Genomic DNA, 14,132 nt, shown 5'->3' with positions numbered 1-14,132 from the left:
TTTTTCCATTTTAGGAATTGCAAAAATCTGTCGTTTCGCCAGCGTTCAAACGCTTCTGAACGTGGTTCATCACAGTCTGAATTGCTTGCTCTTGCGCCGCGACCTTGCCTGGCCATTTGGTCGCAAAATACCGCGCGGCCTCGCGCATCGTTTTGTATGCCTCTTTCAGTTCTGGATAATCTTCCAATGCTTGCGCTTCGGGACTTCTCTCGAAAGCTACCGCGCGGCCGGGACGAACCACATCGCGCAGTAAGTCCGGCAAGTCTCGATTGCCGTCCAGTCGGTCACGAGTAAAAATGATTTTGCGCATGGTGTTTTCGTGTTGAACATGCGGTTTTGCCAGTTCGTTGACACTGCGGTCACGTGCGATGTACAGGAGGTCGCGGGCAACCTCGCTACCTCCAAAACGTTCCCACTCCAGTTGATAGCCCGCTTCCCTGGCGAGTTGCCTGGTGAAGGTTCGCAAGGTTCGGCTGTTGCCGTCGCTGAACGGATGAAGGTAATCAAGCTCCGTGTAAAGTGTTGCAAGTCGCGCCGTGAATTCTGATGTCTTCAAATTGCGAAGTTCGGCGGGCGTGGCCGTAGCAAGCGCGATGTCAATCCGGTTAATTGCGAGCGCGTCCATACGTGAGTAGGCTACAAAGAATTGGCCGTTCACGGTCGATAGGCCGCGCTGCTTCATCCAGTCTCGGCCATCAGGCACCGGCTTCCGATATTCGCCTGGGGTGACGTGATCAAAGCCGACGCCGGGCAGGTCTTGAAAAATTCGGCGGTTGACTTGGCGCAAGTGGCTTGCGTCGAATTTTCCTTGCACCGGGTATAGCTCAAGTTCGTAAATTCTTTTGAATGTGAAGTCGGCTTCAAGCTGTTCGCGCTGCTCGTCGGTCAACGATTTATTGCTCATGGCTCATTCGGCGTCTTTGATTGGCTTTACTAATTCAGCCATGTTGACTCGACCATTAATGAATTGTCGGGCGCTGGCTTCCGCTGCCGGTGACGGCTTGAAGCCTTCCAGTCCTACGGACGCACGGGCAAAGTTAACGGCCTGCTCCCTGCGCCGCTTCTCAGCGGGCGAAACGTTATCGTTAGCCGAGGTAAGCAGCTTTTGTTTCGACTGGTTGACATATGCCCGCATAAACTCTCGCAATAATTGGGCAGCGGGGCGATCTTCTGCAGCAGCTGCTGCTGCAAAATCCGTGCGCAATTCAGACTCGACGCGGAAAGTCATCTGTACTTCCTTGGACATCATGGCACCTTTTAAAAAGTCGAACTTCGGCGAATAGCAGATTTTATTGTAGTGTATGTACATTGCACATTCAATGCACACACATAGCTGCATGAAGTCAATTCACAAGGCGCGATTCACATTCGTATTTCAACTTTGTCCTGCCAAATGGTTTTTCCGGCAAAATAGCTATTTCGATTAAAAAAGCCCTCCATGCTCGCCCTCACAACTCGCGTCACCGCGTCCTGCACCAGTCTTTTCTTCGCCTGCACGCTGTTATATACCTCAGCCAGCGCCGCCCCCGCCGCCGTCAAGGAAGAGCAGTTCGAGTTCAAGACGTTTTCGTTCGCGCGGATCACCTTGCACGGCGGTGACAGCGCTCCGGTGCGCTACTATCTCTCCAAACCGGCGCACAAGGCGCCGCTGGTCCTGTACATCCAGGGCTCGGGGTGTGTCCCGCCGTTCGCCGGACTGGGTACGGCCAACCGCTCTTCGAACATCTATTCGTGGATACCGCTCGCGGCCGAAAAGCGCTATGCCGTCATGGCCGTCGAGAAGCCATTCCAGTCGGAAGAGCCACAGCAGGGCAATCCTGGTTCGGCAGTCGGCTGCGCCGGCGATTTCAATCGCCACTTTTCCTACGACACGTGGCTGGCCACGCTCAAGCAGGCGGTGCGCCACGCATTGTTGCTGCCCGAAGTCGACGCGCGACGCGTGCTGGTGATCGGGATGTCGGAAGGCGCACCCATGGCCGCCGGACTGGCGCGTGAACTGGCGGAGGTGACGGACGTGGTGCTTATCGCTGCCAACGGACCGACCCAGCTCTACGACTTCGCCGCCAACATCTATCGCTCGAACGGCAGCGACGAGGACAAGCTCAAACAGCTGCAGGAGCTGGACCGGACCTACGGTGCGATCGCCGCCGATCCGACGAGCACCAGCAAGTTCGCCTGGGGTCACCCGTACCTGCGCTGGAGCAGTTTCTTTGCGCAGTCCACGGCGGAAAACCTGGCGCACTCGAAGGCGCGCGTGTACCTGGCCAGCGGCATGCAGGACGACAGCGTACCGATCCTGTCCACCGAAGTGCTGTACGCTCAATTGCGCACCCAGGGCCGGGATGTGACGTTCCGCCGCATTCCATTGGCCGGACATCAGCTGGTGGCGGAAGGCCGGCCGGTGCCGGAGGCGCAGCCCGAATACGACGCCTTCATGGCGTGGTTCGAACGGCGCTGACGGACCAAGCGCCTTAGCGCAGCAGGGCTACCTTGCGCTCGGCCTTGTCCAGGCGGAAGCGCAGCACCAGTTGCGCCAGCATGCTGGCCTGGTCCTGCATGCTGGCCGAGGCGGATGCCGCTTCTTCCACCAGTGCGGCATTCTGCTGGGTCACGGCGTCCATTTCGGTGATGGCCTGGTTGACATGGCCGATGCCGATGCTCTGTTCGTGCGAGGCAGCGGTGATCGCGGTCATGATGGTGGTCACGCGCGAGACGCTCGCCACGATCTGGTCCATGGTGGCGCCAGCTTCGGCCACCAGGTCGCTGCCCACCTTGATGCTGTCCACCGAGTCGCCGATCAGGGTCTTGATCTCCTTGGCGGCGGCTGCACTGCGCTGCGCCAGGTTGCGCACTTCGCTCGCGACCACGGCGAAACCACGGCCTTGCTCGCCGGCGCGGGCCGCTTCCACGGCCGCGTTCAAGGCCAGGATATTGGTCTGGAACGCGATGCCATCGATCACGCTGATGATATCGACGATGCGCGTGGCCGAGCTGTTGATGGCGTCCATGGTCTGCACGACCCTGGCGACTACTTCGCCACCCTTGCCGGCAACGCTGGCGGCCGAGATCACCATCTCGTTGGCTTGCTGGGCGTTGACGGCGTTCTGGTTGACCGTCGCGGTCAGCTCTTCCATCGAGGCGGCGGTCTGTTCGAGCGAGCTGGCTTGCGACTCGGTGCGGGCCGACAGGTCCATATTGCCGCTGGCGATTTCGGACGAGGCGAGGGCGATGGTGTCGGCGCTGCGGCGGATGTCGCCGATGGTGCTGGCGAGCTGGGTTTGCATGCTCTTCATGCCGAAGAAGATGCTGCTGTCGTCGCGTGCGTCGACATGGATCGGCACGCTGAAGTCGCCGCTGGCGATGCGACCGGCCGCTTCGCGCACCAGCGCCGGTTCGCCGCCGATGGTTTGGCGCAGGCTCTGGTTGATGCGGGTGACGATAAAGCCCAGCAGCAGCGTCACGCCCAATAACACGCTGCCCGATTGCAGCAGTTCGGCCTTGAAGGCGCGGTCGATGTCGTCCATGTACACGCCGGTGATCAGGTCCCAGCCCCACGGGCCGTAGCGGTCCACCCGGCTGGTCTTCGGCAGCGGCTCCTTGCCGCCCGGGCGCGGCCACACGTAGCGCACGTAGCCGGAACCGGCGGTGCTGGCGCCAGCGGCGGCGATCTCGCGGTACAGGTAATAGTTGTTGATGTCCTTGAAGCCGCTCATGTCCTTGCCGTTGTTTTGCGGCGCGAATGGATTCATCAGCGAGATCATGTCCTTGCTGGCGATGGCGGTGTAGCCGTCTTCGCCGAAACGCAGCGAACGCACAACGTCGATGGCGCGGCGCTGGGCTTCTTCTTTCGTGATCTGGCCGGCGGTGGCCTGCGCATCAAAATGCTTGACGATGCTCAGGCCTACCTGGTTGACGTTGGTCAGATCCTTCTGGCGCTCCTCCATGCGCAGATCGCGCGTCTGGATCGCGCCGTGGACAAAAATGACAAAGATGCAGAGCAGACTCAGTATCAGGGGCAGCCATAGTTTTTGCTTGAACGATAAATTCTTCATTGATTATATTTTTTATACATATTGAGGAAAAGTAATAGTAATTGAATATTTCTTGCTGGAAAAGTAATTTCCATATGGAATTTATTAATTAGAGGGGAGATTCTAAATTCCCTGTCGGTCTATAATGCGTGGCCTCCCTCGTCACAACATCACATGGTTCCACTGTCCCTACGCGCATTGCGGCTGGCCGCTTGCCCCGTGTTGCTCTTGCTGGCGCTTGCGCCGGCCATCGGCTACACGACGCCCGCGCCACCGCCGCCGCAGATCTTCGACAGAGCGCAGGTCGAAGTGCCGGTTGCGCCGTACCGGCAGAGCACCTTGCAGCATGTCGCCTGGCGCAAGCGCGATGGCGCGCCGTCGGCGGCTATCGCCATGGCGCAGGATAGTCGTGGCATGCTGTGGTTGGCCAATTACGAGGGGCTGCACCGGTTTGACGGTGTGCGCTTCGACCGCGTCGATGCGGTCGATGGCAACAAGCTGCTGGCGACCGATGTGTCGGCGGTGGCCGCGTACGGCGACGCGCTGTGGGTGGGCTACCGGTTCGGTGGTGCGAGCGTGTTCGAGCACGGCGCGGTAACGCACTACCGCGAGGCGCAAGGCCTGCCGGCGCGTACCACGCAGGAACTGGCCCGCACCCCGGACGGGGTGATGTGGGCGGCCACTTACGTCGGGGTGTTCCGCCGCGATGGCCAGCGGTGGGCCGCCATGGGCGCCGCCGAGGGCATCGCACCGGGCAATTTCAGCCATTTTACGGTGGCGCCCAATGGCGCCTTGCTGGCATACGCGGATACGGGTTTATACATCAGGCAGCCGGGCAGCCAGCGGTTCCGGCGCATATCAGGTACATCGGGCTTGCCCCCCATCGATAGCGGCGACCTTCGTCCCGACGGCACCATCCTGCTCAAGACCGAGCACCGGGCGTTGTTCATTTTCGATCCCGCCACCGAGGCGGTACGGCCACTGGCGCTGCCGCACTTTACGCAGCAACGGCTGGACGTCTTCCAGAAAATGGACGGCGGGTTATGGATCATGACCCCGCAGGGGTTGTACCAGGTCGATCCGTCGGATCCTGCCCGCAGCGCCGATGCGATTGAAGGCGGCTTCAGTGGCCGCAATGTCCACGCCCAGTTCACGGACCGAGAAGGCAATACCTGGCTGACCACGGAAGGTGGCGTCGATCGCCTCAGCCACGGCCGCATCAACCGGCTGGAGTGGGGCGGCGCCCAGACCGCGTTCATGAGCGTACTGGCCGGCGCGCAAGGCGAGTTATGGATGGGCGGCACGCCGGGCATCATCGGCTTCGACGATACCCTGTACCGCGTCGACCAGCACGGCCGCCGCTTTGCCACGCCGATCCACAGCCCGACAGCGAGCACCCGCGCCCCCGATGGCAGCGCGTGGTTCGCGGCAGAGGGAGCGCTGTGGCAGGTGCGCGATGCCCGGTACCGGCGCTGGCCTTTGCCGAGCGGGCCGGCCAGGATGGCGGTGCAGGCCATGGCGATGGATGGCGACGGCACGCTGTGGCTCTCGATCATCGGCCACGGCATCCATACATTCAAGGCGGGCGTGTGGGGGCGGCCGGCGGCGCCGGAACTGGCGGCGCGCACGGCGATTTCGCTGCATGCCGACGCACAGGGACGGCTCTGGTTCGGCTATCCGGAAAACGCCATGGCGGTGCTGGCGGCCGATGGCGCGCTGCGCCAGCTGGGCGCCGGCGAAGGCCTGGCCGCCGGTAATATCCTCGCCATCAACAGTCGTGGCGATCACCTGTGGGTTGGCGGCGACCATGGCTTCGCACACTGGAACGGCAAGCGCTTCGCCATGTTGCGCGATGCGGGCAGCGCCGAACTGTTCGGCGTGTCGGGTATCGTGGAAAACGCTGCCGGCGACTTGTGGTTGCATGGCGTCGGCGGCCTGGCGCATATCCGTGCGCCCGACGTGGCTACCGCGCTGGCGAACGGCGCAGCGACGGTGGCGGTGCCCATGGAGCGCTTCGATTACCTCGATGGCTATGGCGGCATCGCCACGCAGCTGCGCCCCATCCCCACGCTGGCGGAAAGCAGCGACGGCCATATCTGGTACGCCTCCAGCTCCTATGTCGGCTGGATAGATCCCCGCCACATCACCCATAATCCGCTGATGCCCACGCCGCAGGTGATCGGCCTGCGCGCGGAAGGCCGTTCCTACCCGCTCAATGGCGCCGCGCGCCTGCCCGCCGGTACCGAAAACATCGAACTCGATTTCACCGCCGCCGTGCTGACCATCCCCGAGCGCGCGCGCTTCCGCTACCGCCTGGTGGGACTGGAAGATGGCTGGCGCGACGCCGGTACCCGGCGCCAGGCTTTTTATACCAATATGGGGCCGGGCGATTACCGCTTCGAGGTGCTGGCCTCGAACGAGGACGGCGTGTGGAGCACGCGGCCGGCCACGCTCGATGTGGCGATCGCACCGACTTTCGTGCAGACGCTGTGGTTCAAGCTGCTGTGCGCACTGGTGCTGGCGTTGGCCGGCTATGGCCTGTTCCGCTGGCGCGTGCAACTGGCGACGGCGCGCGTGGCCGAGCGCATGCAGGAGCGCCTCGACGAGCGTACCCGCATCGCCCGCACCCTGCACGACAGCTTCCTGCAAAGCGTGCAGGCGCTGATCATGCGTTTTGACCGCATCAAGCATGGCATCGCCACCGACGATCCGCTGCAACGCGAAATCGACAACGCACTTGATACCGCCGACGCGGTGCTGCTGGAAGGGCGCGAACAGGTGTGGGCGCTGCGCTCGGGCGACGACGCGCAACCAGGCCTGCAGCGGGCGCTGGAAGAAGCAGCTGCCGCCTGCGGCCAGCAGTACGGCGTGACCGTGCATGTCGAGCAGCAGGGCAAGCCGGTGCCGCTGTCCGACAGTGTGCAGCACGAAGTGCATGCGATTGCGCTCGAGGCGCTGCACAACGCCTGCCGCCATTCCGGCGCGGTGATGGTGCACGTCGCGCTGCGCTACGCGCCGGATGGCGTGCAACTGCGCGTGCTCGATGCCGGATGCGGGATCGACGACCAGGTACTGACCCACGGTGCGCCGCACGGCCACTGGGGCCTGGCCGGCATGCGCGAGCGCGCGCACCTGGTCAAAGCCAGCTTGCGCATCAGCCGCCGCGCTGGTGGCGGTACCGAGGTGCGCCTGGAGGTACCGCTAACCTCCTAGCTCGGCGCAGGTCAGACACAGGTAGAGCAGGGCGATGCCGCGCGCGGTGTCCGGCTGGTCGAGATAGCGCGCCAGTGCGTCCGCCAGCAGATCGACGCCGCTCGCGCGCAGGCTGGCGCGCAGCGCGACCAGGCGCTGGCGGTCCGCCCCCGGCACATGCAGCCTGCCGCTCATGGCCTGGTTTTCCAGCAGTTGTTGCATGGCGCCGATCCAGCCGGCGTGGGTGGCGGTCCCGATGGATTCGGCGGGGATGTCGGCTGCCGTTGCGGCAGCCGGCCTGGCGCCGAACAGGCGCGCCAGTCGTTGCAGCAGCGGTGTGCTTCTGGCCGCACCGGCTGGCGCGCCTTCGTAGTCGAGCGAAACTGCGCGCAGCACGCCGTCCGTTTCAATCATCAACGTCAGTGGTTCGAGTCGGCCGCCCTGCAGGCTGCGCTCATAACGCGCCAGCACGGCGCGGATCGGCGCGCCGTTCGCCACCCAGTCCTCCAGGTTGCCGATGCGCTGATGGTGCACGGGGTCGCACGGCAGTTGCAGCGCCAGCGCCGCGCCGCTGTTGTCGCGCAAGGTCCAGTCCAAGGTCTGGCGCGCTTCGTCGAGGCGCGGCGTATCGCAGCGCGCGGGCTTGAGCAGTACGCAGTCGAGCGGCTCCCCGCGCAGGCCGGCGCTGGCGCGCAGGGCATCGGCCAGAACATTCCAGTCGTCGTAGCCGGCGCTGGTCCAACGCTCGTCAGTGGCGCGCCAGGGCGGCTGCACGCTGGCGCGGGTCTCCATGCTCAGGCCCAGGCGCAAGTCGTCGGATATGCGCGCCTGTTCCAGCGTCAGCGCGCCAACGGCCAGCGTGGCCGCCGTGCCTGCGCCTTGCCACAGGCTGGCCGTGCTCCAGGCCAGTTCCCGGTTGAAGTGGCGGTCGGCGTGGTCGCGGCGCGCCAGCACCGCGTGCATCACGCCCTGCGCGGCGGGGTTCCAGAACGCGATGCTCAAACCGCGCGCGCTGCCGCGCTGTTCCCACCAGTGGGCGCCCAGCGGCAGCAGTTCCAGCGCCTGGTTGCCGTCGAAACTGCGGCGCTCGCGGCCACGCAGCTCGCGCAGCAGCTCACCCCGGGCAGATTCCAGCGCGTGGGTGAGGGCGTAGATGCGGGTGGCCAGGCGGATCGCCTGGCGCTCGTCGGCGCCCGCGTCGCGCTCCACCAGCAAGCTGGCGGTGCCGGCCAGCGTGCGCAGCATGCCGGCCAGGCGCGGGAACGATTCCACCCGCGCCGACATGGCCAGCGTGCGCAACTGGGCCGGTACGATCTCGCTCACGTGCGACCAGCCGTCCTCGAACGCGGCCAGCACCAGCGCGCGCAAGCGTTCGATGAAGCGCTGCTCGTCGGCGGACAGGCCGGCATCATCATCGAGCGCCGCAGCTGCACCGGACCTGGACGGCGCCGGCCATGCGATGGCGCGGCCCTGCTGGCGCCAGACGGCAGCCAGCGCCACGACGTGCACCGCCGCGCGCGACGCGGGCGGCGCTTCCGACACCATGCCGCCAAAGCCGGCGCCGCCGATGTAGCGGCAGGTGATGTCGAGCGACGGCAGCGTGATCAGCAAGGCGCCGGCGGTGGCGGACAAGGTCACTGGATGCTCCGCCGCGTGCAGAGCAGCTGCCTTGCGGGTGACGGCCAGGCCGGCGGTCTTGAACACGGCGGCAGGTTCCAGCGCCATTACTTCGGCCAGCAGGGCAGGCAGAGCATCGGCCACATCAGGCTCCGGCGCGGCGTTACGCAGCCAGATGACGGCGGCCAGTATGTGCTTGCATACGCCGGGTGCGGGGCAGTCGCAGCTGGCGCGGGCCGGGCCGCCGGCGTCGATGCGCACCAGTTGTCCGTCCGCGCGCAACAGGTGGGGCGCAGTTTCCCACGCCACCTTGCCCGCTTCCACGTCCTTGGCGGCGCGCCTTACCAGGCCCGTGCTGCCCAGGGCGGCCAGGGTGTCGTCGTCGGTGTTGCGGTAAATGTGCAGCCAGTCCGTCACGCCATCACCTCGGCCAGCCATTCGGCGAAATGGGCTGGGGTGAGCGCCGCCACCTCGGCGCCACGCCCGGCCAGGCGCTGCGCCATGGTGTGGTCATACACCGGTCGCGCCGCCTCATCGAGCGCCGCCAGTCCCAGTACTTTTACACGCGCTTCGGTCATGCGCTGTACGCTGGCCAGCAGCGGCCCCGGTAGCGCACCTTCCTCGAAATCGCTGATCAGCGCAATCACTGTACGCTGCGGCGTGCGCACCAGCGTTTCGCAATACTGCATGGCGCGGCCGATGTCGGTGCCGCCGCCCAGTTGCACCGTGAGCAGCAGCTGCACCGGATCCGCAGCAAGGTGGGTCAGGTCCACTACGCTGGTATCGAACACCACCAGTTTTACATTGACCGTGGGCAGGCTGGAAAGGATGCCGGCCACCACCGCGCTGTACATCACCGAATCGAGCATCGACGCGCTCTGGTCCACGCACAGGATCACGTCCCACGGCAGGTGACGCTTGACCCGCGCATTGAAGATCGGCCGCGCAATCACCAGCCGGCCGCTGGCCAGGTCGTAGTGGCGCAGGTTGGCGGCGATGGTGGCGCGCCAGTCGAAGTTCTGCGCGCTGGGCATGTGCGAACGGCGAAACCGGTTGCGCCGGCCCACCAGCGCGTTGACGAACTGCGGCCGCAGGCGCCGCGTGATCTCCTCGACCACCTGGCGGATCACGTCCTGCACGGCGTCGCGCATCTGCGCGCTCAGGCGTCCGCGCATGCCGAGCAGGGTACGCGCCAGCGCCTGGTTCGGTTCCAGCGAACGCAGTACGTCCGGGTCTTGCAGCAGTTCGGCCAACTGGTATTTTTCCACCGCGTGCTGCTGGATGCGCTCGAACACGTCCTGCGGGAACAGCGTGCGGGTGCGCTGCAACCAGTCCACCGCCTTGATCGCGCTGGGGTCGAGCGAGCCGCCGCTGCCCGGGGTGCGCAGCAGGCCGCGCCCCTGGTACTCGCGGCCGTACAGGTAGTCGAGCGCGTGGTCGATCTGTTGGTCGCGCGGACTCATGGCGGCGCTGTTGGGCTGGCCGGCGTAGCGGCCCAGGATCAGGCGCCAGCGGCGCAGCAGTTCGGGGTCGCTGGCGCTGTCGTCGTGCTGGTTGTTCATGGTGTCGGTCATGATGTGGCCCCGGTGGTCAGCCATGCATCGAGGCCGTCGCGCGCCACGCTGGCGGCTAGCCGCGCTTGCAGCGCCACGCCGGCCAGCAGGTCGGCCTCGGTGGCGGTGTAGTGGGTTTCGGCCAGCGTCAGTTGCTGCGTACCGGCCAGCGCCTCGGCCAGGTGCGCCGTCTCCTGCGGCTTGAGCAGGGTGAATGCCTGGCGCAGGTCGGGCAAGAAGTCGATGAATGTACGCTCGTCCCAGCCGGCGACGATGGCGCTCACCTGCGCGCGCAGGCCGGCCTGGGTGAGCAGCAGCTCCGGCGCCACCGCCATCAGGCCGGCCAGGCCGCGCACGGCGTCGCCGGGCAGGGCGCCGGGACCGAAACACGCTTGCAGCATCGCCGCCAGTTCGGTATCGGTCCAGGCGCCGTCGATGAACAGCGTGGCGGCAGCAGCGCTGCGCACGCCGGGCGCGCCGTCGATGGCCGTGGCCAGCGCCTGCAACTGGCGTTGCCAGATGCTGGTATGGCGCGGCGCGGGCGCGCTCGCTGCCGGGATGCCGGCCACCGTGATCCCGGCCACCGGGGCGCCGGTCGCCGGGTCGCCGGCCGCCGGACCGTCAGCCACTGGGACGCCGGCTGCCGGAGATTCAGCCGCAGCAGCGCCAGCAGCCGGAGCGCCGGCCGCAGGAGCGCCGGCCGCCCGATCATCTGCCAGCTGGCGCAAGGCGCCGTGCAGCGTGCGCAGGGTGCGCAGGTGGCCGATGGCAGCCGCTTCGTCTTCGGGCTTGGCCTGCGCCAGTTGCGGCACCAGGTACAGCGCGGTGTTCCACGCTTGCAGCAGCAGTGCGCGCAGTTGCGGATGCTCCTGCAATCCCAGCGGCTCGCGTCCGCGCCAGAGCAGCAGCAGCCGGTGACTGCACGTGATCACCGACGCGGCGTTGCTGTCTTCGTCCAGCAGGTCGGCGACCAGTTGCAGCAGCGACGGCAGTTGCTGGTGCAGGCCGATCACGCACGCGCGCGTGAGCAGGCTGACCGCCGCCGACGCCGAGCGGCCCTGGCCTTGCGCCGCCAGCGCGGCCTGGTCGCGGCGCAACCGCGCCATCGCGACCGCCTGCAAGGTGGCGCCCAGCGGCGAACATTCGATCAGGCGCGCCTCCACCAGCGGGCTCCAGGCCACGCGCCACTCTTCCATCAGGAGGTCGAGCGAGCTGCCGCCGATGAAGTCCGGGCCCGACTGCCACCGCGCCAGGCCCGTGTCGAGATACGCCATCAGGTGCAGGAAGCGGCTGCGCGCACGGTGGCGGTCCTTGCGGTACAGGTCCAGGCGCACGGTGCGCGCGGTGCTGTCGTCGAGGTTGATGCGCATGTGCGCGGCTGTGCGGCGTGCGTCTTCCAGCAGCGGCGGCGAGCCGGCCGACGGCGGAATATCGCCGATTTTGCTGCCGCCGAGGTAGCGGTGGATATCGGCTGCCATGCCGCTGGTGCCGTCGTCGATGGCGCCCTTGATGAAGCACGAGCGCACGGCGTCGAGCAGGTCTTGCCGGCCCGGTCCCGCGTGGCCGCGCAGGTCGGCCAGGCGCACCGCCTGCACCACCGCCGCCTGCACGCCTGCCGTGGAAATCTGCTCGGAGAGTCTCAGTTCGCGGCTGTTGCGCGCCAGGCCGGTGAGGCACCCGGCGGCCACGTCGGCCAACAGCGGGCCGTCCGCGGTGGCGTTGGCGCTCTCCCATACGCGCTGGTAATACGCCGGCGAGGGCATGCCGGAGGCGTAGCCGCTCAGGGCGTCGAGGCGGTCGAAGCTGTAACGGATCAGCCAGCTGCCCAGGCGCTTGCCGGCGCCGCTGTCTCTCACCGCTGGCGCCGTTTCCGGTGCGTGCAGCATGCGTTGCAGCGCCGTGGTGTGAAAGCCGCCGGTCACCACCACGATCGGGCCATCGACCCTGGCGCGCCAGGCGCGCAGGTGCGCTGCCATGTGGCGTTCGCGCGGCAGGCTGCCCTCGGCTTCAAGCACCACCGGCTCGTAATCGTTGCGCGCCATGGCGCAGTAGGCGTGGACGTCGGCGAACAAATGCCGCCAGTCGCGCAGGGCGGCGCCGTCGCGCAGCTCGAACAGGTGGTCCCACAATTCGTCCTGGTCGCGGCAGCCGGTGCGCGCGGCCAGCGCCTTCAGGTAGTCGCTGTGGGCCAGGTAGCGCTCCGACATCAGGTTGCCGATGTCCTGATCGTCGTCGCTGTCGTTGCGATCGTTGCGATCGTCGTCGGGGCGCCAAGGGCGGTCGATAAAAGCCAGTTGCGCACCGGCCGCGCGGCCTTCGTGCAGCGCCACCCATTCCGGGCTGTAGTCGCAGAACGGGTAGAACACCGAACGCGCCGCGTCGGGATCGTCCCTGCCGGTCGGCGCCGTGGCCTGGGCCAGGATCGCCACCGGCGGCCGGGTGGCGGCATCGAGCAGCAGCGGCAGCAGCGCGTTGAAGTCGTCCGGCCCCTCGATCAGCACGGCGGCAGGGCGCACCTCGCGGATCAGCGCCTGCACCGCCAGCGCGCAGGCCGGGCTGTGATGGCGGATCGGCGCGAAGTGGACGCCGTCGATCAACAGCGGCGCCAGCGCCGCCAGCGCGGGCGCCGGCGCTATGGCCACAGGCTGCGCGCGGCGTCGCAGAACGCCTTCCAGTTGCTGTCGCGCCGCGCCCGTTCGCGCGCCACGGTATCGAAATAATGCTGCACGCGTTTGAGGTCGTCGGCATTGTCCTTGAGGACCACGCCTTGCAACTGGTTGGCGATCTCGCGCGGCGTCAATTGGCCGTTGCCGAAATAGGTGGCCTCCAGCGCGGCAGCGTAGGCAACGTTGACCGCTTCGGCGGTGGACATCACGGTATCCGGCGTCTTGATGGCCGTGCCTTCGCGCGTCTGACCGGCACGTAGTTCCTGGAACGTGGTCACCAGGAGGGCGACGATGTCGCGCTCCACCCGCACCCCGGTGCCCAGGCCGGCGCCGTCCAGGTCGCGTTTCACCTGCTGCATCACCAGTTCCACCTCGAAGTCGTGGTCGCGGATCGGCCGCACGGTCTCGAAATTGAAGCGGCGCTTGAGCGCGGACGACATCTCGTGCACGCCGCGGTCGCGCAGGTTGGCGGTGGCGATGACGTTGAAGCCGCGCTGCGCATGCACGCGCGCCTGCTCACCCAGTTCCGGCACCATGATCTGTTTTTCCGACATCAGCGAAATCATCACGTCCTGGATCTCGGGCGGGCAGCGCGTGATTTCCTCGAAGCGCACGATGCGCCCGGCCACCATGGCCTGGTACAGCGGGGACGGCACCATGGCGCGCAGGCTCGGACCTTCGGCCAGCAGCAGCGCGTAGTTCCACGAATACTTGATGTGGTCTTCGGTGGTGCCGGCCGTGCCCTGGATGGTTAGCGCCGAATCGCCGCTGATGGCCGCACTGAGTAACTCCGAGAGCAGCGACTTGGCGGTGCCCGGCTCGCCCACCAGCATCAGGCCCTGGTGGCCCATCAGTGTGACGATGGCGCGGTCCACCAGCGGGTCGTCGCCGTAGAACTTGCGGCCCACGTCCAGCGCCGCATCGCCGAGGATGAAGCGGCGCACCGCGCGCGGGGACAGGCGCCAGCCAGCGGGGCGCTGGTCTTTGTCGGCCGTGCGCAGGCGCTCGAGTTCTTCGCGGTAGCGCAGTTCGGCGCTGGCGCGCAGGATGGTTGGTTCAGTCATTGCATTCCT

Annotated in this window: 9 protein-coding genes; 2 read left to right on the top strand and 7 right to left on the bottom strand. The window is 66.4% G+C overall.

The window, feature by feature from the left end:
* Positions 1-10: 10 nt before the first annotated feature.
* On the bottom strand, positions 11-904 hold the full coding sequence (locus tag F8197_RS10870) for a Fic family protein (protein WP_152881816.1): 894 nt from the start codon (positions 902-904) through the stop codon (positions 11-13).
* Between the two features lie 3 nt (positions 905-907).
* Positions 908-1,309, bottom strand: coding sequence for an antitoxin VbhA family protein (locus F8197_RS28875; protein ID WP_227012191.1), 402 nt, complete (start codon positions 1,307-1,309; stop codon positions 908-910).
* 129 nt (positions 1,310-1,438) lie between these two features.
* Here F8197_RS28875 and F8197_RS10860 point away from each other — a divergent pair, with 129 nt between their 5' ends.
* A complete protein-coding gene (locus tag F8197_RS10860; RefSeq protein WP_152881815.1) occupies positions 1,439-2,458 on the top strand; it encodes a S9 family peptidase in 1,020 nt (339 codons plus the stop codon).
* A 13-nt stretch (positions 2,459-2,471) separates the two neighbouring features.
* Here the strand turns inward: F8197_RS10860 and F8197_RS10855 are convergent, their stop codons facing one another.
* Positions 2,472-4,052, bottom strand: a complete 1,581-nt coding sequence (locus F8197_RS10855; protein ID WP_152881814.1) for a methyl-accepting chemotaxis protein — start codon at positions 4,050-4,052, stop codon at positions 2,472-2,474.
* 153 nt (positions 4,053-4,205) lie between these two features.
* Between F8197_RS10855 and F8197_RS10850 the strand changes: the two genes are divergently transcribed.
* On the top strand, positions 4,206-7,244 hold the full coding sequence (locus F8197_RS10850) for a sensor histidine kinase (protein ID WP_152881813.1): 3,039 nt from the start codon (positions 4,206-4,208) through the stop codon (positions 7,242-7,244).
* Here the strand turns inward: F8197_RS10850 and F8197_RS10845 are convergent.
* The 4 genes from F8197_RS10845 to F8197_RS10830 are packed head-to-tail and all read right to left on the bottom strand — an operon-like array spanning position 7,233 to position 14,123.
* A complete protein-coding gene (locus tag F8197_RS10845; RefSeq protein ID WP_152881812.1) occupies positions 7,233-9,257 on the bottom strand; it encodes an SWIM zinc finger family protein in 2,025 nt (674 codons plus the stop codon). The two genes, F8197_RS10850 and F8197_RS10845, sit on opposite strands and share 12 nt — an antisense overlap.
* Positions 9,254-10,438, bottom strand: a complete 1,185-nt coding sequence (locus tag F8197_RS10840) for a VWA domain-containing protein (protein WP_227012190.1) — start codon at positions 10,436-10,438, stop codon at positions 9,254-9,256. The genes F8197_RS10845 and F8197_RS10840 overlap by 4 nt, the downstream gene beginning before the upstream one ends.
* Positions 10,411-13,035, bottom strand: coding sequence for a DUF5682 family protein (locus F8197_RS10835; protein ID WP_373996838.1), 2,625 nt, complete (start codon positions 13,033-13,035; stop codon positions 10,411-10,413). The genes F8197_RS10840 and F8197_RS10835 overlap by 28 nt, the downstream gene beginning before the upstream one ends.
* Entirely contained in the window at positions 13,026-14,123 is a 1,098-nt protein-coding gene (locus F8197_RS10830) for an AAA family ATPase (protein WP_152881810.1), read from the bottom strand. Before F8197_RS10830 ends, F8197_RS10835 begins: the two co-directional genes overlap by 10 nt.
* Positions 14,124-14,132: the final 9 nt, after the last annotated feature.

It is taken from the genome of Duganella sp. FT27W (assembly GCF_009295655.1).
Classification (GTDB): Bacteria; Pseudomonadota; Gammaproteobacteria; order Burkholderiales; family Burkholderiaceae_D; genus Rugamonas; species Rugamonas zoogloeoides.
This window is presented reverse-complemented; position numbering and strand designations above follow the sequence as displayed.

What these genes read in the sequence shown, in the direction of transcription:
- F8197_RS10870 (WP_152881816.1), bottom strand. Translation starts at nt 904, where the DNA reads ATGAGCAATAAATCGTTGACCGACGAGCAGCGCGAACAGCTTGAAGCC.
- F8197_RS28875 (WP_227012191.1), bottom strand. Translation starts at nt 1,309, where the DNA reads ATGTACATACACTACAATAAAATCTGCTATTCGCCGAAGTTCGACTTT.
- F8197_RS10860 (WP_152881815.1), top strand. Translation starts at nt 1,439, where the DNA reads ATGCTCGCCCTCACAACTCGCGTCACCGCGTCCTGCACCAGTCTTTTC.
- F8197_RS10855 (WP_152881814.1), bottom strand. Translation starts at nt 4,052, where the DNA reads ATGAAGAATTTATCGTTCAAGCAAAAACTATGGCTGCCCCTGATACTG.
- F8197_RS10850 (WP_152881813.1), top strand. Translation starts at nt 4,206, where the DNA reads ATGGTTCCACTGTCCCTACGCGCATTGCGGCTGGCCGCTTGCCCCGTG.
- F8197_RS10840 (WP_227012190.1), bottom strand. Translation starts at nt 10,438, where the DNA reads ATGGCTGACCACCGGGGCCACATCATGACCGACACCATGAACAACCAG.
- F8197_RS10830 (WP_152881810.1), bottom strand. Translation starts at nt 14,123, where the DNA reads ATGACTGAACCAACCATCCTGCGCGCCAGCGCCGAACTGCGCTACCGC.